This is a genomic window from Polyangium sorediatum (assembly GCF_029946465.1).
Classification (GTDB): Bacteria; Myxococcota_A; Polyangia; order Polyangiales; family Polyangiaceae; genus Polyangium; species Polyangium fumosum.
The window spans coordinates 1-20,511 of record NZ_JARZHI010000101.1; the positions used below are offsets into that span (position 1 = coordinate 1).

Sequence of the window (20,511 nt, forward strand, 5' to 3'; positions counted from 1 at the left end):
AGCTCCGGGCGGCGGCGGAAGCGGCACGGCCGTGGCGGCGGCGCCGGGCGGCGGCGGAAGCGGTAACGGCGGCGCGGCGGCGCCGGGCGGCGGCGGCAGCGGCTGCGAGGGGGCGGCGGCGCGGGGCGGCGGCGGCGGCAGCGCCGACGCGTGGTGGGCTCCGGGCGGCGGCGGCAGCGCTGACGGGGAGGCTCCGGGCGGCGGCGGCAGCGCTGACGGGGAGGCTCCGGGCGGCGGCGGCAGCGGCGTCGCGATCCGCTGCGAGGGCGCCCCTGGCGGCGGGGGCAACGCGCTCGGCGGCGGGGGCAAGGGACCACCGCTCCCGGGCGGGGGCGGAAGGGGAACGGGCGCGACCCCGCCGAGCAGCGTGCTCTTGCGGGCGGCGCCCGAAGGGGGCGGCGGCATGAGTCCTGGCGTGGTGCCGCGAGGAGCCTTCTTCGCCAGCCCCTCGAAGACGTCCAGATCGCTGCCCTTATCATCGGCCATGTTCAGCCACTCCTCGACGAAATGCGACGACGTTACGCCGCGGACGACAGAAACCCCTTTCGCACATCTCGCGCCACGCGAGTAGAGGATCGATGGGGCTCCGTGACCGCACCGCGCTCAGGCGGGAAAACCGAGACCTATCTAGCCTACCCGCGCCTGGCGTGCTTCGCGAGTTTGTTCGCGTCGTTCCGCGGTGTTCGTCTGGGTCCCGAGGGGGACGCCTCGCGTCCCCCTCCGGGCAAAGCCCGGACGATTCACCCCCTCGAGGGAAGCTCACTTCGCGAGCTTCCGCGCACCAACAGCGCGATCCGTCAGTTCGGCGCCCCCTCGGCGGGGTCCTTCGCCGGCTTCTTGAAGTAGCGGATCCGCTTCTGTTGCAGCGGATACCACGTGCTCATGGGCACGATGGGCGTGTCCTCCAGGAAACGGCGGCCGCCGGGGGCGTCGGCGCGTGTGAGGCGGACCGCCGTCGGTCCCTGGGGCGGGTGCACGGCGGCGCCGGTGAGATCCGTGTCCCCGCCGAGCGCCAACGTGAGCGGCTTCGGAAGGAGCAGCCGCGTGCTGCACCCCGCGTTCTTCAGGAGCGCGTCGAACGCCTTCGCGTCGGCCGCCGAAGCGTCGGCAGGCGTCACCAGCTCGACGTAGAGCAACATGCCGTCCTTGTCGTTCACGCCGACGGCGGCGGCCGCGACCGCGGCGTTCGGCGATCCCGTCGCGAGGCGGATCGCGCCTTCGACGGGCGGCTCCGCGTCGATCGCGAACGCGCCGGCCGAGGCCCAGAGCGACGCCGCGCCCGCGCCTGCGTCGGCCGGCCCGGCGTCGAGCATGGCCACCGTCTTCGCCGCGCTCTGCGTCGATGCCTTCGCAGCCCCCACCGTGCGTGGATCGATCTTCACCACGCGCGCCTTGCGATCGGGCCGCGCCGCGTCGAAGCGCAGCTCCGTCGTGGCGAGCGCGTAGGGGAAGCCATGCTGCGGCAAGCCCTTGACGCGCCACTGACCTTCGCCCTCGACGGGCGGCTGTGCGACGGGCGCGAGGGCTGCGCCGGGCAGCACGTGGCGTAGCGTCATGTAGAAGTAGTCGCGCGCCTCGCGCTTGATGTAACGCGGGAAGTTCATGAGGCCCATGCCGCGGATGAAGCGCCTGCCGCGGAACTTCCATCCGTCGATGCCGGAGACCGTGCCCTCCGACTCCCAGTCGTACTGCAAGGGCCTGCCGAGCGGATCCATCTCGCCTTCGGGCGCGACCTTGTAGAACTCGAGCCCGCTGTGCCCCGCGTTCATGTCGAGCGCGATGCCGTACGAGCAGCGCGTCTGGATCATCGACTGCGCGAGCCCCTCGGGCCCGAGGTCCGCGCCGTAGAAGTACGCGACGAACTTCTCCTTCGTCAGACAGATGCCCGTGCGCACGGTGTGCGTCTTGTCCGCCCAGCCCGGCGGCGTCCCGCCCCACCACGTGCGGTTGTACGGGTTGAACTTCTCGTCGAGCACCATGACCGTCATGTTCTGCCGGTACGACAGCACGTTCGGCGGGATGCTCTGATCCTCGGGCCAGCTCCCGAACGCGGTCGATCCATCCCGCAACACGGCGACGGTCGCGCCGTAAGGCTTCGGCGGCAGATACACGACGCCGTCGGCCATCATGCCGAACTCGCCGTGCAGCGCCTGGAAGCCTGCGTTCGAGGCGGCGACGACGCGCTCGAGCACCGCGGGATCCCGCGGGATGAAGCCGGGCCCGGCCTCGCCCGTCGCGCCCTTCGGCTCGACCGTGCCGGCCATCATGTGCAGCTCCACCTGCCGCGGATCCCAGACGACGATGAACACGCGTGTCGTCTTGCGCGAGCGATCGGGGCGGATGTACGTCGTCACGAACGCGGGCGGCAGGCCCTCGATCCTTCGAATGAACGGATCCTTGTCCTGCGGGTTCCACTGCCCCTCGCCGGGCAGCGCGGGCGTGATCCACGGCTCGAGCGGCGCCGGAGGCCAGCCGATCTCGGGGTCGGTCGGCATCGTGCGCGTGGGCGCCTCGAGCGTGGTTTGTCCGAGGTCCTCGGCGATCGCCTCGGCCGCGGCCTGCTCGCCGCCCATGTTCTCTTTCTGCCGCATGACGACCTCGAGGCCCGCGAACGCGACGGCCTTGATCGTCTGCATCGCCTCGTCGCCGATCACGTCACGCACGCGATCGACCGACCACGTGACGACGTTGCCAGGCCGCGCGATCTCTCCACTCTCGTGCGAGAGCCAAGCCGGGAGCGTCGCCGGTCCGTCGAGCGGCACGCGCGCCTCGCGGCCACCATCCCGCACGACGAGCGTCGCTTCTTCGAGCGCACATCGCACGTCCCGCGCGGGCGCCTCGCCTTCCTTCGCGTCGGCCTCTTGCGCGTCGCCTTGGCCCTCGCCTTCGCCTTCGGCGAGCGTGAACGTGCGCTTGCCGATGCCGCGGAGCTGCCCTGTCTCCTGCGCGTTCGTCAGCGCGTTCTGCATCCGCTCGACGCGCGTCCAGCCTTCGGTCGCGAGGGCTTGCCCCGAGAGGTCGAAGACGTGCACGGTGGGATGGCTGCCGGCGATGAGCGGGCTCGACACGTAGGCCAAGCGCTCGCCACGCACCGTGGGCCGCGACTCGTCGGCGCCGCTCGTCTCGGTGAGGTTGAAGGCGCCGCCGACGTCGAGGAGCACGCCTTCGGGGGAGAGCTCGGCGTGCACGAGGAAAAGATCGTTCGGCTCGCCCTGCGCGGGCGCGGCGCGCACGACGGCGCGGCTCTTTGCGCCGAGCGCGCCCCACACGCCGCGCGGCGGATCGATCCAGACGACGTCGTCGGCCGCGGCCACGAGGCCCTGCGACGCGAGCGCCGAGGCGAGCGCGGTGGACCTGTCCTTCGCGCCGAGGTTCGGGACGCCACGAGGCACGAGCGTGGCGAGCGCAGCGGCGCCGAGCACGGTGAGCGCGACGTGGCGGCGTCCTTGTCGAACGAGGGTGGAGAGGCGAGAGGTAGCCATGCCGCGGAGGGGTTCGGGGCGGAGCCCCCAAGTGTCGACAGAACGCTCGAAGCCGGTGGGGCCTGCCCAGCGCCAGGAAAACGCGGAGCGGCGCGGCAATATCATCGGCGCGGCGGAAGGGCCAACGTTTCGTCGGGGGGCCGCGGCATGGATGAGGGGCCGAAAATCGTCGCGCGTGGCGGTCGACACGTGGAGACCACCTCGGTCCACGTTCTCCAGCGCCGGTGGACACGCGGCGAGGCCCGCGTGTCGTCGTGGACGGGAGGGGTCGACGCGTGGCGAGGGGCGCGGGTCGTTGTGGACGGGAGGGGTCGACGCGTGGCGGGAGGCGCCGGTCATCGTTGACCGAGGGGGTCGACGCGTGGCGACACCCGCACGTCATCGTTGACCGAGGGGGTCGACGCGTGGCGACACCCGCGCGTCGTCGTCGACCGTAGGGGTCGACGCGTGGAGACACCTTCGGGCGAGCTTCAGCGAGGGGAGCTGGCGCGGACGGGGGCGGGGGAATGGGTCGGCGGGCGTCGCATGAAGTGGAAAAATGGAGACCTGGCACGGCCAATGCCACCTGCCATTCTGCACCACGTCGCGAGCATCCATTTAAAAACTGTTAAGTGGACGGACCCGCGCTGCGGCGCAAGCTCGATCCCTCGTGGACGCCCTCTTTCGCAAACACCACAACGCGCCCCCCTCCCCCTGCGACGCGCCGCCGCCGAACGACGCCGTCAGATACGCACCCCCGAGACCAGGACATCGGATGCAAACCGCCTCTGTTCGCCACCTGGCTGCCTTGCTGGTGGGCCTGTCCTGCGTCGCCGTTTCGAGCCGTGCCCATGCCACGGATGAGGAGGGTTGGAACGGAGCCTTCGTACCTTTCCTGGCGTTCCTGGGTGCCATTCCGGGAGCGGTACCGTACGTGGCGATGTTCTCCACCAAGGATCCTGGCTACGGGACGCTGGCGATAAATATGGGCGCTGGACAGCGCGCGACTGCATTTGCCGTGAGCGCCGACTTTGGCGGCTACCCTCGCCAGGATTCCCGCTACGGTTTCATGGGACGCTCGCACTTCGACGCGTTCGGCAAGTCGGGGCTCATGAGGCTTCGCCTCGACGCGCTGGCCCTCGTGACCATCGTGGGCAACGCGCGCGGCCCCCTGGTCCTGGAGGGGATCGGAGGCCTGACCGTCGCACCGCACTGGCTGTCGAAATCGGCCCTCGATTCGACCGTGTACGCCGAAGTGGGGCCAGCAGCCGGTATGCGCATTCGCGCCGTCGCCGAGCACCCCAGGCTCGATGCAGACCTCGAACTGCTGTACACGCCGTTCTTCGGAGAGCCGCTGAGCGAGCGGCTCCACCACGTGAGCGCCACCGGCGCGCTCGGCGGCTCCCCCGGCGGCGGATACTGGGATGTGTTCACGTTCGAGCTTCGCGGACGCGTCGAATGGGCGTGGGGCGGCGCCGGCGTGGAAGGCGGTCGGCCCAATGCGAGCCTGGTGGGCGGGATGCGATTTCATCTGGGCCGGATCAACCAGGCCGCAGCGTACGTGGCCGCCGAAGCAGCCAAGCGCCCCAGGTGAGTCGGCGACGCGGCCTCGCGGGCCGGCGGTCGAGCTCAAGGGGACGCGAGCCATTCGAGGATCGGCTCGTCCGTGATGGCTCGGATGCGCGCGTCGATCTCGTCGAGGTGCTGTCGGTGGGACGCAGGGAACGGGAGGGAGGGACGGGCGATCCGGAACGGGCCTTCGCCTCTCGAAGGGCTCCGCTCGGCTCGCCCGGGCCTCCGCTCCCCGGCCGCTTCAGTTGCAGGTCTTGCCAGCGACGGTCCCGACCTGGTTCACGCAGACGCTGTCCCAGGACGTGCTGCAGCAGTAGGGATCCGCATTGCAGATCGTCGTCACCACGCCGTTCGGGTCGCAGCCCTTCGTGAGCTTGGTGCCGGACGTGCACAGGCTATGCGCGCAAGAGCCGGTCCCGCACGCGACGCTGCCGCCGTATTGGAACACCTCGCTCACGCACGTGCTGTCCCAGCTCGTGGTGCAGCAATAGCTGTCGGCCGCGCAAACCGACGCGACGACCGAGCCACACGCCGACGCATTCAGCGCCGCGCCGGTGACGCACTTGTCGTGCGCGCACGTACCGGACGGCGGGGGCGGAGGCGGCGGCGGAGGCGGCGGCGGCGGCGGCGTCCCGGTGTCGCGATACGTGTCCCACTGGTTCTGCATGCGGGTGATCTGGCCCGCCGAGAACGTGTTCATGCAGGAGTCATTCGTGTAGTCCATGAAGTTGGTGATCGGGTCGACGCCCCCGCCGGAGCAGGTGTCGCGGCCCGTCGGACAGCCGCTGGCCGCCGAGGCCTCGGGCGGCGTATCCGAGACCGAATCGCCCGGGGACGCACAGCCGCCCTGGAACGTGTGATAGAGGCCGAGCCAGTGGCCGACCTCGTGCGTGCCGGTATCGCCCTCGTTGTAGGGCGACGCGGTCCCGCCCGGCACGGAGGAGAACAGGAGCACGACGCCGTCCCTCTTGGGCGCGCCGGTGTAGTCCGAGGGGAACGTCGCCCAGCCGAGCAGGCCGCCGCCGAGGTTCGCCGTGTAGACGTTGAGCGCGTTCTTGTCGCCCTTGCGGAGCGCGTTCTTGGCGTTCGTCTCCGCCGTCGAGCCGTGGCCCATCGTGTACCAGGTCGCGTTCGTCGTCCGATCGACCGAGATCAACTGGAACGAGAACCCGGTGCCCGCGTACGCGTTGTTGAGCACCGTCATCTGCGCGTCGATCTGGCTCTGCGGGATGTCGCCGTTCGCGATGCCCGTGCCCTTGTTGATCACGTGGAAGTACACGGGGATCGTGGTCGGGCTGGTGAACGCGTTTGCCGGGCGCACCACCTTGATGCGCTCGAACTCGCCTTCGACGCGCAGCAGCTCGGCCTCGGGGAGGTCCATGACGCCACACGCGCGCGTGGGACGGGAGGCCGGATCGACGGTGCCCTCGTCGCCCACGAGATCGTCGTCGACGTCGTCGTACGTGCCGTCCTCCGCGGCGCAACCGACGAACGAAGCAGCTCCGAAGAAGAGGCCCCCGAGGGCCACCACGTGATGGACTCGTTTCATGAAATTTCTCTCCTGGTTCCGGGAAGCGACAATCCGGAAAACTACCAGGGATGTGCCGGTCGTATCAACGAAAGCCGCGTCCGCAGGACGCAGATGGACGGCCGAGTTCTTACGCCGTCGTAGAATTTTTCATGAAGAACGGCGGCGCGGGACGCCTCGGTGTGCCGGGCGGTAGGATCACGGACGGATGTGCGACGGACTCGGGCCCCGCCGGACAACGACACGCAGACGTTGGAGGGGAGGATTCGGGACGGGCGGGGGGCGCGTGGTGAGGGAATGGATGGGAGGGGGCAGGGGGAATGCGGACCCCTGGAAATGGGGCCTGGAAACTCCCTTTTTCACCCGGGTTACGTCCTATATTGTTATCCCATCCGATTTCCTTTCTCCTTGCCGGGCCCACATTCCAAGCTAGTTTCCTGTCGTCTCGTCGCTGGGTGAGGGCGCGAACACCGCGCCGACCGAGGGTCGAGGTGGGGCACGCTGCGGCGTTGCTGGTCGGACGAACGCGAGGAAGGCGTCCATGGACGCTCCACACGCACATCGTCTGCTCGGCTTTCGCCGCGGGGACAGAGACCGATCCATCACGACCGCGGCGGCTTTGCCAGCCCGGCCATGAGGATTTCGCGCGGCGTTCGAGGACGTCGCGCCGTACGACCACGATTGAGGAGATGACACATGAACACGACTAAGCTTATCTCGTTGTGCGGCATGGTGGTTTTCGGCGGGCTCGTTACCGTGAGCGGTTGCAATGACATGACGCCCGGGAGCGGGGACGGAGAGAATGGCGAGACGGCGAGCGTCAAGATGGCGTTCAGCGGCAGCGGCGTGAGCTGGTACGGCAACTCCGTGCTCATCGCCGCCGAGCGCGACGGCGTCACGGATAGCAAATACCGCTGCTTCAACGAGGCGACCGCTTGCTTCAACTTCAACGCGGACGGGACCTTGGTCCCCGCGCCCGGCAACGAAGAGGACGCGGCGAAGTTCAACGAGCTCTGCGGCAGCAATGCCGTGAACGATCCCAACTACCCGGGAGACGGCACGTACGACTTCTATTACACGGTCATCGCCGGCGAGAATTGCTACGGCGAGGAGATCACGACGGTCGACAACGCGCATGACTTCGCCTGTTATGCCCCCGAGAACTTCCTTGCCCAGCAGTACCCGAACTCGACCCCCGATGAGTATCTTCCGGGCGGCGCCGATGTCGTGAACCAGGTCATCTGCGTGTCGGAGAACGTCGACAAGGACTTCGAGTTCTTCTCCTGTGCGGACGTCGATGTCCCGGAGGGCGCTTATGCCGACCTTGCCTTCGATTGCGGCTGCGAGGTGGACCCGTACACGTACGATTGCGCCTGTGGTTTCGATCCCGCCGATCTCGGCAACTGCGCCGCGGACCCCGCGAACCAGTGCCTCATCCTCTGCGAGGCCCCCTGATCGGGAGCTACGTCGCGCGCTGGTAGGCAAATCTCGTGCATCGACCGCATCGCGGTCGATGCACCTGAGGTCCAGGGCCATGCCCTGGTTCGGGTCCAGGGGCGAAGAGCCCCTGGTCGGGCCCGGGGTGAAACCCCGGCGCCGCGCCGAGGGTTGTCTCCTCCGCTCGGACCACGTAGCCTGTCGCGCCATGGCGCGCCGATGCTCGTGGTTCTGGGTCGTTCTCGCGGCCTTCGGGGTCGTCTCCTGCTCCCGCACCGACAATGCCTCCCGCGAAGGAGGGGCCGCAGCCTCCGCGAGCGCGGCCCCGGCGCCGCCCGCGGCTCCTTCCGTGCGGGCGAATCCGCCCGAGGTCGAGGTCTCCCACGTCGAGCTGCTCGACGCCTACGAGGCGAGCGCCCCGCGCGCGGACGAGCGATTCAAGGGCAAACACGTGCTCGTCCGGGGCAAGCTCGGCGAAGTCGTGAAGGATGGGGCCAAGCTCGTCGTGACGATGCCCAAAGAGGCAAAACCCGACGCCCCGTCGGTCCGGTGTTCGGCGCGAGAAAGCGAGGCGGCCGAGATCGCCGCCCTGAAGCCCGACGATCCCGTCGATGTCGTGGGCAAGCTCGTGAAATTCGACAAACACGTCGAGATCGAGGGATGTGTCGTCAACACGCAGGTGAAGGCGTGCCGGGTCGTGGCGAAGGCGCTGGGGCGCGGGACGTGCGAGCAGGACCGCGAGGAGCTCGGCGCGCGTCTCGTGCTCGGCGCCGAGCAAGCGGCCCTCGTGTGCGGGAGCCCCGCCGGATTCGAGGCGTGGCGCGCGAAGACGTCGAGCCTGCCGGCGCAGGAGCGCGCGGGGCGTATGATCAGCGTCGACACGTCCTCGTGCCACCTCACGCACGAGTCGCTCAGCCCGCGGCTCGCCGTCGAGTTCAGCTCGGCGCTCGCCCGCGTCCGCTGGGAGAACGACGTGCCGACGCTCGCGCCGTGAAACCTCGCAATGGGGCCGCATTCCCGGGACCGATTTCCGATCCCGAATGCGGCCTCCCGCTTCCGCCTCCCCGCCCCCTCCCCTGCCCTCCCCCGTGCTACATCCGGCAGCGATGTCCCCCGCGCCCGAAGGCCCCCCTCCCCTCGCCGAGGACGAGGTCCGCTCGCTCGCTCGCCTCGCCAACCTCGATCTCCCGGACGACGAGATCCGCCGCCTGACCGGGGATCTCGGCCGGATCCTCGCGTACGTCCGGCAGCTCGAAGAGCTCGACGTGACGGGGATCGAGCCGACGGCGCAGGTGGTGCCGGGGTTTGGGGCGGAGGGCGCCGCAGGGCGACCCGGAGCCCCAAGCGTCGAGCCGACGCGAGTCGAGCTCCGCGCGGACGAGCCGCACGAGAGCCTGCCGCACGAGATCGCGCTCCGTGAGGCGCCGCGGACGTCGATGGACGGGTTCGCGGTGCCGGGCTTCGTGGAAGAGGATTGACCATGGACGCAACGGTGCTCGATCGCTCGATCCCGGAGCTCGCCGGCCTCGTGACGCGCGGGGAGGTCTCGGCCGAGGAGGTCACCCAGGCCAGCCTCGACCGCATCACGCGGCGCGACGGCGCGCTCGGGGCGTTCTTGACGGTGCAAGCCGAGGAGGCGCTCGCGGCCGCGCGGGCCGTCGATCAGAAGCGCGCGCGCGGCGAGGCGCTGGGGCCGCTCGCCGGCGTGCCCATCGGCGTCAAGGACGCGCTCTGCACGCGCGACGCGCCGACCACGGCCGGATCGCGGATCCTCCTCCGGCCGGCCGCGAAGGGCGAGGCGACGCTCGATCCGCGGCGCGGCTTCCGGCCGCCCTACGACGCCACCGTGGTCGCGCGCCTGCGGGCGGCGGACGCGGTGCTCGTCGGCAAGACGAACCTGGACGAGTTCGCGATGGGCTCGTCGAACGAAAACAGCGCGTTTTTCCCGGCGAGAAACCCCTGGGATCCGTCGCGCATCCCGGGCGGCTCGTCGGGCGGGAGCGCGGTCTGTGTCGCGGCCGGGCTCGCGCTCGGCGCGCTCGGGTCGGATACGGGCGGCAGCATCCGCCAGCCCGCGGCGCTCACGGGGACGGTCGGGATCAAGCCGACGTACGGGCGTGTCTCGCGGTATGGGCTCATCGCGTTCGCGTCGAGCCTGGACCAGGTCGGGCCCTTTGCGGCCGACGTGCGCTCGGCGGCGCGGCTGCTCGGCGTGATCGCGGGGCGGGATCCGCACGACGCGACGAGCCTCGGGGCGCCCGTGGCGGCGTACGAGGAGGCGTGCGGGCGCGACGTGCGGGGGATGCGGATCGGCGTGCCCGAGGAGTATTTTGCGAAGGGGCTCGAGCCATCCGTGGAAAAGAGCGTGCGCGAGGCGCTCGCCGGGCTCGCGTCGCTCGGCTGCGAGCTTCGGCCGGTGCACTTGCCGCATACGCGGTATGCGGTGGCCACGTATTACGTGCTCGCGACGGCGGAGGCTTCGTCGAACCTCTCGCGGTACGACGGCGTGCGGTTCGGCGCGCGGGCGGAGGGCGCGGAGAGCCTGGGCGCCCTGTATGCGAAGACGCGCGGCGAGGGCTTCGGCCGCGAAGTCGCGCGGCGCATCGTGCTCGGGACCTACGTGCTCTCGTCGGGCTACTACGACGCGTATTACCTGCGGGCCCAGCGCGTCCGGACGTTGATCCGGCGCGATTTCGAGGAGGCGTTCCGCGAGGTCGACGTCATCGCGGCGCCGGTCTCGCCGACGGTCGCGTTCCCGCTCGGCGAGCGCATCGACGACCCGCTCGCGATGTACCTCGCCGACATCTACACGCTGCCCGCGAGCCTCGCGGGTGTGCCCGCGTTGAGCGTCCCGTGCGCGCCCACGCCCGCGGCGAACGGCGTGCCATCGCTGCCCGTGGGCCTGCAGCTCGTGGGCCCGCCGCTCGAAGAGGCGCGGCTCTGCGCGCTCGCCGCCGCGTGGGAGGGCATCTCGCCGGCGCGTGGGCTTCGTCCCAGTCAACCATGGGGGCTACGCTCGGACGAGCCGAGCTACGCCCCCAAACCCCCGGTGTCCGAAGCATGAGCGATTCTCGCCTCGTCACGGCCCCCGCGGGCCCCGAGCACGCGTCCGGTTTGCGGGAACTCTTCGCGGCGGCCTCGTCGCCGTGTTTTTGCCGGTTCTGGCATTTCGACGGGACGAACAACGACTGGCTCGACCGCTGCGCGAACGCGCCCGAGGAGAACGCCTCGGCGTTTTTCGGCGCGCTCGCGGCGGGCGGCGACGAAGCAAAGGGGATCGTGGCGATCCACGAGGACGACGCGGGGAAGCCGACGCTCGTCGGCTGGCTCAAGGTCACGCCCGCGGCCGGGATGCGCAAGGCCTACGAGCGCCGCTTCTACAAGCAACTCCCGGCGTTTCAGGGGGATCGGCAAGGCGTGTTCCTCCTCGGCTGCACGCTCGTGCATCCGAGCTTCCGCAAGCAGGGCGTGGCGAAGGCGCTCGTCGCGGGCGCCGTTGCGTACGCAAAGGACACGTTCGGCGCGCGCGTGCTCGAAGCCTTGCCGCGCCGGCCGAAGGAGCCGGTGAGCGACGAGGAGCTCTGGACCGGTCCGATGGGCGCGTACGAGCCAAACGGGTTCGAGGAAGTGGGCGGACTCGAGCCGTATCCGGTGCTGCGTCGGGTGCTCTAGTGTCGCGAAACGACGCCCTCCCCCTCCTCACGGCAGCGGCGCTGCTCTTTCTCGCCACCGGCTGCGATCGTTGCACGCCCAAGGACAAGGACACGAAGGCCGACGCGGGCCCGCCCGCGCCGATCCCGATCCCCAAGGACGAGCTCTTGCCGCCGCCCGCGCCGTGGGTCTTCAAGCCCGCGCGGATCGGACCGGGAATCCCGGGGATCGCGCTCCCCACGGGCTGCGAGATGCGCGCGCCGCTCGTCCGCGCGAAGGTCGCCCCCTCGACGCGGTTCGTCGCCGCCCCGCGGGGGATGGGGGCGCTCGTCGTGGCTGACGCGGACGAACAAGAGACGCCGCCGCGGCTCCTCGGCGTCGCCGGGCTCGTGCTCGACGCGGAGGGCGAAAGCAAGGGGGCGACGCCGCTGCCCTGGCTCGACGCCGACGCCATGCCGCGCCTCGCGCGCACCGACGCAGGCGTGTGGCTCGCGGCGTACAGCGAGCAAGGCGAGGACAAGCTCTCCCGTGGGTTCGTGCACCAGGGCGACCACGCGACGCCGATCGGCGAGGGCGATCGGTTCGACGTGCTCGATCTCGCGTGTGGTTCGTCGCGATGCGCGCTGCTCACGACGCGCCTCGGCAACGTGGCGGTCGCGGGCGCCGCGCTTTGGGTCGGCCTCCCGAACGAGCCGGCCTCGTCGTGGAAGCGGACCGAGATCGTCCCGGACACCCCCGAGAGCGACGCGCGCCCCTCGTGCATCGCGCGGCTCGAAGTGCCGCCGCCCGGGAGCGACGCAGGCGCGGGCGGCGGCGTGGTCGCGGCGTTGCTCGAAGGGCAAGAGCTGGTCTTTTGGGAAGCAACCGACGGCGCGGCGCGCTCGCTCGGGCGCGTGCCGGCGCCGTTCGGCATCGTGGACGCGACCGTGGCGGCGCGTCCGATCGCGCTCGTGTACGGGGCCACCATCGACGAGGAGGGCTGCGCGAAGGAGGGCGGGAAGCTGCGCTTCGAGCGGGTCGGCAAGGAAGCCGCCGAGGTGCGCGCACACGCGCCGCCCGTCTCGGGCGCGCTCCGGCCACTCGAGCGCGGCGTGCTCGCGGCCTACCTCGCCCCGCTCGGCTGCGGCGTGGCGCGCAAGGTGGCGTACGCGGTCGTGCTCGACGCCGAGGGCACGCCGGTCTCGGCGCCGATGCCCGTGGCCGACGCGACGAGTTTTGCCGTCGCGGCGCGCGGCGCCGACGTGGACATGTGGATCCAGATGGGGGACGAGGTTTCGTGGGTGCGCGCCACGTGCGCGGCGCCGTGACCAGGTCGTGACCTCGGGGCGAACCCGATCCGCGCTGGGCAAACGGGGTTCGGGAGCGTAGCTCGGCTTGTCCGAGCGTCGTCCACGAGCATCCACCGAGATGTTGCGCTCGCCGCGCGAGCGGGTAGTGTCGAGGCCGCTCCGCATGGCAGATCCGATCGACAACTCGAACAGCGAGCCTCGTGATACGGCGATCCCGCCTGCGAGGGGCTCGCGGAGCCGCTCGGGCGGACGCGTCGTCGCGCTCACGGGCGCAGCGTGTTTCCTCGGCCGGAACCTCGTCGGCCTCCTCGAAGAAGATCCGGCGACAGCGCGCATCGTGACGATCGACGTGAAGTCGCCCGACACGGCTGGCCCGAAAGCGAAACATTTCGAGGTCGATCTGACGAACCCGGCCTCGGAGGATCGCGTCGCCGAGATCCTGGCCTCCGAGGAGGTCGACACGCTCGTGCACCTCTGCTTCCTCTCGTCGCCGACGCACGCGACGGGCTGGGCGCACGAGCTCGAGTCGGTCGGCACGATGCACCTCCTCAACGCCGTGCGGCAGGTGCGGCTGCGCAAGCTCGTGCAGTGGAGCCAGACGATGCTCTACGGCGCGCACCCCACGAACCCGAACTTCCTCACGGAGCGGCACGCTTTGCGCGCCGACATGGACGAGCCGTTCTTCGCGGACAAGATCGCCGCCGAGCGTGAGCTCAACGCCTTCGCCGCGAAGTCGAAGGGCACCGTGGTCACGGTCCTGCGCACGGCGCCGATCGTCGGGCCGACGGTGCAGAACTGGGTCACGCGGTATCTCGGCATGCGCGTCGTGCCCACGCTGCTCGGCTTCGATCCGCTCTTGCAGTTCGTGCACGAGGTCGACGCGCTCGCGGCCTTCAAGCTCGCGCTCGATCGGGATCATCCGGGCACGTTCAACATCACGTCCGACGGCGTCTTGCCGCTCTCCATGGTGCTGCGCTTGGCCGGCCGCTCGTCGATGCCGCTGCCGCACACGGTCGCGAGCTCGCTCGTCGGCGCGGCCTGGATCACGCAGGCTTCGGCCGTGCCGCCGAGCTTTTTGCGGTACCTGCGGTACGTCTGCGTCGCCGACGGCGACAAGGCAGCGCGCGTGATGGGCTTCCGGCCGGCCTACACGACCCGCGAGGCGCTGCTCGACTACCTCGCCGCGCAGAGCCTGCGCGACGCGAACCTGCTGCAGGAGAGCCCTGCCTAGGCGGGCGGTTTCCATGGGGAAGAAGCAGAAGCGCAAGCACAAGGAGACGAAGGAGACACGCGCGGACGTGGCGTCGAAGGAGCCCCTGGCGACCGCGGCGTTCGTCGCCGCCGACGCCGGCATCGCCGCGCCCGAGGAGGAGATCTCTCCTGCAGAAGGCGAGATCGCGGCGCCGCGGCTCTTCGCGGAGCCGCCCCCCGCCTCCTCGGAGGACGACGACGAGGACGACGGCGAGGACGACGAGGACGATTGGTCCGCGGCCGAGATCGCGCCCGCCCTGCCTTACGGCACCGCCCTCGACGGGGACGCGCCGCCCTGGCCGCGCCTCGTGCCCGGCTACGACCTCGACGCCGACGAGGCGCACGACGTCGCGCCGATCGGCCCCACCGAGGCCGTCATCCGCCCGAGCATGCCCCCCGCGTCCGTGCGCGACGAGGCCGATGCAGCGGGCGCGGGCGCGACGAACCCCGCCGAGATCGAGCAGCAGATCCGCGACCTCGAAGCCCGGCTCGACCTGATGATCGGGCGCGGCCGCGAGCGCGCGGACGAGCCGGCCTACGTGCCCAAGCCGCCGCCGGTTCCTGCCGCGCGCAAGAGCGACGTGCCCAAGGCCAAGCCGCGCAGCGACGTGCCGGCGCCGCGGGCCTCGGTGCCCGAGTCGGCGACCGCGAGCGAGGTCCTCTCGCCCGAGTTTTACGCGAAGCAGTGGGGACGCGCGGGCCTGCGGAGCCGCTCCGAGGAGGTCGACGAGTTCGGCCTCGATCCGGCCTTCGAGGCGAAGCTCCTGCCCGTGCTCGACTTCATGACGAAGCGGTATTTCCGCGTCGAGGTCGAGGGCGCCGATCACATCCCCACCGAGGGCCGTTGCCTCGTCGTGGCGAACCACGCGGGCGGCCCCCTGCCCTACGACGGCGCGATGCTGCGCGCCGCTGTCCGGCGTGATCACCCGGCGCACCGCGAGCTGCGCTGGCTCGCCGAGGATTTCGTCTATTACCTGCCCTTCGTCGGCACGTTCATGAACCGCCTCGGCGCGGTGCGCGCGTGCCAGGAGAACGCGGAGCGCCTGCTCAACAAGGGCGCGCTCGTCGCGGTCTTCCCCGAAGGCGCGAAGGGCATCGGCAAGCTCTACCGCGACCGCTACAAGCTGCAGCGCTTCGGCCGCGGCGGCTTCATCCGCCTCTGCCTGCGCACGCGCACGCCTCTTGTGCCTTGTGCCATCGTCGGCGCCGAAGAGGCGAACCCGATGCTCTACCGCTTCGAGTACATGACGAAGACCCTGGGCATCCCGTACTTCCCGATCACGCCGACCTTCCCGGCGCTCGGGCCGCTCGGCCTCATGCCCGCGCCGACGAAGTGGCGCATCCGCTTCGGCGAGCCGCTCACGTGGAGCAACTACGGCCCCGAGGCGGCCGACGACGAGATCCTCGTGGGTCGCCTCTCCGAGCGCGTGCGCGCGTCGATCCAGAGCATGCTCGACCGGATGTTGTCCGAGCGGCGCTCGGTCTGGCTGGGGTAGGATGAGCCCAAAGGAACGCGGGGACACGACCGGTGTCCTCGTCCTCGACAAACCCAAAGGTCCCACGAGCCACGACGTCGTCGGCAAGCTGCGCCGCGCCCTCGGCATGCGCCGCATCGGCCACGCCGGCACGCTCGATCCGATGGCGTCGGGCGTGCTCGTGATGCTGCTCGGCGAGGCCACGAAGCTCGGGCCCTACCTGACCGCGCACGACAAGGCCTACGAGGCGCGTGTGGTCCTCGGTCGTGGCACGGACACGCTCGACGCTGAAGGCACGGTCACGGTCGAGGCGCCGCTGCCGGCGTGGCTCGAAGACGAGATCACGCGGTTCACGCAGGAAGGCGCGAGCGCCGTTCTGCAGGGGATCACGGCCGCGCTCGATCGGGAGCGCGCGCGGACCGAGCAAGCGCCGCCTGCGTACTCGGCCATCAAGGTCGACGGGGCGAAGAGCTACGACCGGGCGCGGCGGGGCGAGGTGGTGGAGCTGCCTGCGCGTCCGGTCGCGGCGCGCGCGATCGAGCTCCGCGGCGCGGGGATCCTCGAACCGGGGAAGCTCGCGTTCCTCGACGTCTCGCTCGACGTGAGCAAGGGTTACTACGTGCGCTCCCTGGCGCGTGATCTCGGCGTGGCCCTCGTGGTGCCCGCACACCTCGGCGCGCTCCGTCGCACGCGGAGCGGGCCGTTCGGGCTCGACGTCGCGAACGTGCTCGACGCGCCCCCCGACGCCCTGCGCGCGGCCGTCGTGCCCCTCGCCGCGGCCGTTCGTCTGGGCCTGCCCACGGCCGTGCTCACGGCCGAGGGCGCGGTGCGTGCATCCCAAGGCAAACGCCTCGGCGCCGCGGACTTTTCAGCGCCGCCCCCACGCGAGACGGAGACCCTGGAGAGCACCCCTCCTCGCCCGGACGAACCTTCCGAGCCCGAAGAATCGGAAGCGAGCGCCTGGCTTTCCCCGGAGGGCCGTCTGGTCGCCGTGGGGAAATGGGATCATGATGGGTATGTGGTTCAACGCGGCTTCACGGATGTTCCCGCGGGCCGCGGGGTCGAGACGGAAGAGCACGTCGCGTCTGGTCGTCGCTTTCCGCCCTGACCATCCGTAGCGGCCGAGCGACCGCGGCGGGTTGCGCCGTGAAAGCTAGGTCCGCTACGATTCGACGCGTAGGGAGTTCGGTTTTGAGTCCAAACGACGTACCACTGGCGCTTTTGGCAGGGGCCATCGCGTCGGCGCTCGTCGGGGCCCTGTTCGCCGGCGCGGACACAGCCTTGACGAGCCTCACCCCCACCCGCCTGGCGGCGCTCATCGAGCAGGCGGAAGGACCGGAAAAAGCGGCGCTCGAGCGCATCCGCAGCGCCGACGCCAAGCTCCGGTCGCGTTACCTGCTCGGCAGGGTCCTCAGCACGACCCTGTCGGCTGTCTTCACGATGCTGTTCTTCCAGCCGCTGTATCCGCAAGCGGCGCCGCTGCTCACCTTCGCCGTGACCGTGGTCCTCACGAGCACGCTCTTCGAGGTGAGCACCACGCTCGGGCGCAAGCACGCCGATCACGTGGCGCCGATGGCCGCGCGCTGGCTCAGGCCGCTGGAGATCGCGATGCTCCCGCTCGCGGTCCCGCTCGGCTGGCTCGGCACGTCGATCGCAGCGAAGGAGATCAGCGAGCCGCCGGATCCGCACATCACGGAGGCGGAGGTGGAGATGCTCGTCGAGGAGGGCGCGCGCAGCGGTCTCTTCGGTCGCGAGCCCGCGGAGATGATCCGCAACGTGCTCGAGTTCCAGGATCGCACGGCGAAGGACGTGATGATCCCGCGCTCGCGCGTGGAGGCCATCGAGGTGAGCACCCCGCTCGACAAGACGCTCGCGATCGTCACGGGGAGTGGTCACTCGCGTTACCCGGTCTATCGCGAGCAGCTCGACAACGTGGTGGGTCTCCTCTACGCGAAGGACCTGTTCAAGGCGTTCGAGGAAGACCGGCTGAAGAACAAGTCGCTGCAGGAGATCGTGCGCAGCCCGGCGAACTTCGTGGCCGAGTCGCAGCCGCTCTCGACGCTGCTGAAGGAGATGCGCGGCCGCAGGCAGCACCTCGCGATCGTGATGGACGAGTTCGGTGGCCTGAGCGGCATCGTGACGCTGGAGGACGTGCTCGAAGAGATCGTCGGTGACATCCGCGACGAGCACGACGCGGAGGAAGCGCCGCCGATCCAGGATCTCGGCGACGGCCGGCTGATGGCGGACGCGGCGGTGTCGATCCGTGATCTCTCGGCGTTCCTCGGCTCAGATCTCTTGCCGGACGGCGAGGCCGCGGTGGAGCAGGAGCACACGCTCGAAGGTTTGCTCACGGAGCACCTCGGCAAGACGCCCGAGAACGGCGCGAGCGTGAGCAAGTACGGCCTGCGCTTCATCGTGCGCGACTGCGACGAACAGCACATCGGCAAGGTCGAGATCGTCAGGCCTCGCAGCGTCGAGGTCTGAGCGTCCTTCTCGTCTTCGTCGTGCGACAAAACGAAACGGGGCCCGCTTCCGCGAGCCCCGTTTTCTTTTTCGTCACCCGAGGGTGAGAGGTGTTCAGCCGCCCTGCGTGACCTTCTGGATCGAGGTCATCAGGTTGTCGCCGACCTCGATGAGGCCGGTGACGGGGGCCGCGGGGTTGCTGTCGTCGCCCTTGAGCTCCATGCGCAGGTCGACGAACGCCTTGCGCAGGTTGCGGACGACCTCCTGGCTCGTGAACACGGACGTCGTCATGGGATCGACGGGGACGAGCACGGGATCCCCGCTGCCGGGCAGATCGCCCTTCGTGTAGCGGTTCAGCTTCTTCTCGACGGACTTCATGCCCTGCTGCGTCCGCTCCGGCTTGAGGATGGCGTAGTTCGCAGGCCAGTCCTTGCCGAAGTCGTAGGGCTCCTTGACCGGCACGAGCTCCGCGATCACGCCCTTCTGGTCGGACCGGAAGAGGACGGAGAAGTTCATCACCGGCTCCTTCTCTTCCTTCCAGGCCTTCTCGACAGGCGCCTTCGCAAACTCGAGCAGGTTCTTGAAGCTGTCCTTTTTCTTGTTCAGCTCCTCGCAGCCCTTCGTGAAGTTGAGGAGCTGCCGCAGCGCGCCCGGATTGAGGCCGGAGATACTCGGGCCGTCGACCTTCGTGGCGTCGAACGGGATGTTGATGCCGCCGAGCTGACCGGCGAGCTCCGCGGGATACTCTTTCTTGCCGAGCTTCTCCGCCGCTTCGCCGAGGAGCGTCTCGAGCTCCTTCATCTTCTCGTTGGCGGCCTTCACGTCCGTCATGAGGGCCTTGGCGTTCGCCACGATCTGCTTGCCGCGCTCGTTGCGCGCAGCAGCGCCGCCGACCGGGTAGCCGATGGCGATGCCGAGGATCGCCGTGCCGACCGCGGCCATGATGACGCGCTTCTTCGCCTTCTCGCGCTCCTTGATGATCTCCTCGCCGACCTCGACCTTGATGGTCTGCTGGACGGCGGTGGGCTTCGGCGGCGGCGCCTCGGCGGCGGCAGGCTTCGCGGCCTGGGCGAACGGAGGAACCGGGATGCCGGGGGAGATCCCAGGCGGCGGAGCGATGTTCGGTGATTTCCCACCGGAACCAGAGGGCGGCGGCTGAGACTGGCCAGGAACGGGCAGCGGAACGGCCTGCGTTCCGATGTTCGTCTTGCCGAGCCGCGCCTTCAGATCGATCTTGGGTTTCTTGCTCTTGTCTTCAGCAGCCATCGGCTCCTCGTAGCGACCAGCGGGCAAGTTACCGGCGCGACGTACGTCGTGTCAACGGCGCGCCCGCTGAAATTGTCCCCTGGGCTTGGAAGCGCGGGGCTCGCGTTTCCTTGGTTTCTCGACGACGGCATGCGCACGGGGTGGTACCTACCGGAACGAATGCTTCCTCCGCGTCTGCCCCTCGCCGTCGAGACCCGCGCCGTCACGGCGCCGGACGGTACGCGGATCACGTATTACGCCACCCGATCGCCCTATCCGGGCGCGCCCGTCGTCATGCTCGCGAACGGGCTCGGGGGCCAGCACATCACGTGGAGCGCGCAAATCGAGCACCTGCGCGGGCGCTACCGCTTCCTCACGTGGGACTACCGCGGCCTCTTCGCCTCCGCGCGGCCGCCGGAGGGCACGCCGGCGTCGTATGCGATCGTGCGCCACGCCGAGGATCTCCTGGCGATCCTCGACGCCGAAGGCGAACCACGCGCGGCGCTCGTGGGCTGGAGCATGGGCGTCCAGGTCGTGCTCGAAGCGTATCGAAAGGCGCGGCATCGGGCGCGTTGCATCGTGCTCTTGAACGGCACGAGCGGACGTCCGCTCGACACGGTGAGCCCCTTGCCCGGCATGAAAACCGTGCTCCCTTCGCTCGTGGAGCTCGGGAGCCGCGTGCACGCGCTCGCGTCGCAGGTCACGCGCAGGGCCGCGGACGTCCCCGAGGCGCTCACGTGGCTGAAGGCCATGGGCGTCATGAACGAGTCGCTCGACGACGCGGTGTTCAACGAGCTCGTCCAGGGCTTCAGCGCGCTCGACATGGAGGCGTATTTCCACAACCTCCGCGCGCTCGGCGATCACGACGCTTCGGACGTGCTCGGCACGATCGACGTGCCCACGCTGATCGTGTCGGGGGATCGCGACGCGATGACGCCGGCTGCGCTCGCGAAGGAGATGGCGAAGCAGATCCCCGGGGCGGAGCTCTACGTCGTGCGCGGAGGCACGCACTACACCGCGGTCGAGTTCCCCGAGCTCGTGAGCCTGCGCCTCGAAAAGTTCCTCGCGAAGGCCGCGCCGGGCACGGGCGGAACGGCGAACGCGTAGGGCACGATTTGCCGGATTTTCCCGCGAAAAAG

At 70.0% G+C, this 20,511-nt stretch carries 15 protein-coding genes and 1 pseudogene; 12 read left to right on the top strand and 4 right to left on the bottom strand.

The genetic code is table 11. From position 1 onward, the window contains the following. Together QHF89_RS46105 and QHF89_RS46110 are read right to left on the bottom strand one after the other, a co-directional pair. A pseudogene (locus QHF89_RS46105) lies at window positions 1-486 on the bottom strand (hypothetical protein); the annotation flags it as partial. 311 nt (window positions 487-797) lie between these two features. After that, a complete protein-coding gene (locus QHF89_RS46110; RefSeq protein WP_136971905.1) occupies window positions 798-3,482 on the bottom strand; it encodes a hypothetical protein in 2,685 nt (894 codons plus the stop codon). A 754-nt stretch (window positions 3,483-4,236) separates the two neighbouring features. Here QHF89_RS46110 and QHF89_RS46115 point away from each other — a divergent pair. Next, on the top strand, window positions 4,237-5,055 hold the full coding sequence (locus QHF89_RS46115; protein ID WP_136971904.1) for a hypothetical protein: 819 nt from the start codon (window positions 4,237-4,239) through the stop codon (window positions 5,053-5,055). A 219-nt stretch (window positions 5,056-5,274) separates the two neighbouring features. Here QHF89_RS46115 and QHF89_RS50305 read toward each other — a convergent pair whose 3' ends face one another. Continuing rightward, on the bottom strand, window positions 5,275-6,582 hold the full coding sequence (locus QHF89_RS50305) for a zinc metalloprotease (protein WP_284721832.1): 1,308 nt from the start codon (window positions 6,580-6,582) through the stop codon (window positions 5,275-5,277). A 675-nt stretch (window positions 6,583-7,257) separates the two neighbouring features. On the opposite strand from QHF89_RS50305, the gene QHF89_RS46125 reads away from it, so the two are divergent. The 10 genes from QHF89_RS46125 (at window position 7,258) to QHF89_RS46170 (ending at window position 18,148) form a co-directional block, all read left to right on the top strand. Beyond that, window positions 7,258-8,016 (top strand): hypothetical protein, encoded by a 759-nt coding sequence (locus QHF89_RS46125; protein ID WP_284721833.1) that lies wholly within the window; start codon window positions 7,258-7,260, stop codon window positions 8,014-8,016. A 190-nt stretch (window positions 8,017-8,206) separates the two neighbouring features. Continuing rightward, the gene (locus QHF89_RS46130) at window positions 8,207-8,992 is read left to right on the top strand and encodes an OB-fold protein (RefSeq protein WP_284721834.1); all 786 of its coding nucleotides are present in this window, start codon (window positions 8,207-8,209) and stop codon (window positions 8,990-8,992) included. A gap of 112 nt (window positions 8,993-9,104) precedes the next feature. Continuing rightward, entirely contained in the window at window positions 9,105-9,476 is a 372-nt protein-coding gene (locus QHF89_RS46135) for an Asp-tRNA(Asn)/Glu-tRNA(Gln) amidotransferase subunit GatC (protein ID WP_136935923.1), read from the top strand. Between the two features lie 2 nt (window positions 9,477-9,478). Then, window positions 9,479-11,062, top strand: a complete 1,584-nt coding sequence (gene gatA / locus QHF89_RS46140) for an Asp-tRNA(Asn)/Glu-tRNA(Gln) amidotransferase subunit GatA (RefSeq protein ID WP_136971902.1) — start codon at window positions 9,479-9,481, stop codon at window positions 11,060-11,062. Then, window positions 11,059-11,670 carry a GNAT family N-acetyltransferase gene (locus QHF89_RS46145; protein WP_136971901.1) on the top strand — a complete coding sequence of 204 codons (612 nt, stop codon included), beginning with the start codon at window positions 11,059-11,061 and terminating at the stop codon, window positions 11,668-11,670. The genes gatA and QHF89_RS46145 overlap by 4 nt, the downstream gene beginning before the upstream one ends. Then, window positions 11,670-12,956, top strand: a complete 1,287-nt coding sequence (locus QHF89_RS46150; protein ID WP_136971900.1) for a hypothetical protein — start codon at window positions 11,670-11,672, stop codon at window positions 12,954-12,956. Before QHF89_RS46145 ends, QHF89_RS46150 begins: the two co-directional genes overlap by 1 nt. A gap of 145 nt (window positions 12,957-13,101) precedes the next feature. Beyond that, window positions 13,102-14,169 (top strand): NAD-dependent epimerase/dehydratase family protein, encoded by a 1,068-nt coding sequence (locus QHF89_RS46155; protein ID WP_284721835.1) that lies wholly within the window; start codon window positions 13,102-13,104, stop codon window positions 14,167-14,169. A gap of 13 nt (window positions 14,170-14,182) precedes the next feature. Continuing rightward, window positions 14,183-15,685 (top strand): lysophospholipid acyltransferase family protein, encoded by a 1,503-nt coding sequence (locus tag QHF89_RS46160; protein ID WP_284721836.1) that lies wholly within the window; start codon window positions 14,183-14,185, stop codon window positions 15,683-15,685. Between the two features lies 1 nt (window position 15,686). Further along, window positions 15,687-16,772 (top strand): tRNA pseudouridine(55) synthase TruB, encoded by a 1,086-nt coding sequence (gene truB, locus QHF89_RS46165; RefSeq protein ID WP_136971898.1) that lies wholly within the window; start codon window positions 15,687-15,689, stop codon window positions 16,770-16,772. Between the two features lie 38 nt (window positions 16,773-16,810). Continuing rightward, window positions 16,811-18,148: a hemolysin family protein gene (locus QHF89_RS46170; protein WP_284721837.1), complete on the top strand. Its 1,338-nt coding sequence runs from the start codon at window positions 16,811-16,813 to the stop codon at window positions 18,146-18,148. Between the two features lie 93 nt (window positions 18,149-18,241). Here the strand turns inward: QHF89_RS46170 and QHF89_RS46175 are convergent, their stop codons facing one another. Continuing rightward, on the bottom strand, window positions 18,242-19,393 hold the full coding sequence (locus QHF89_RS46175; protein ID WP_136971896.1) for a formin: 1,152 nt from the start codon (window positions 19,391-19,393) through the stop codon (window positions 18,242-18,244). A 159-nt stretch (window positions 19,394-19,552) separates the two neighbouring features. On the opposite strand from QHF89_RS46175, the gene QHF89_RS46180 reads away from it, so the two are divergent. Beyond that, complete coding sequence (locus QHF89_RS46180) at window positions 19,553-20,479, top strand: alpha/beta fold hydrolase (protein WP_136971895.1); 927 nt, start codon at window positions 19,553-19,555, stop codon at window positions 20,477-20,479. Window positions 20,480-20,511: the final 32 nt, after the last annotated feature.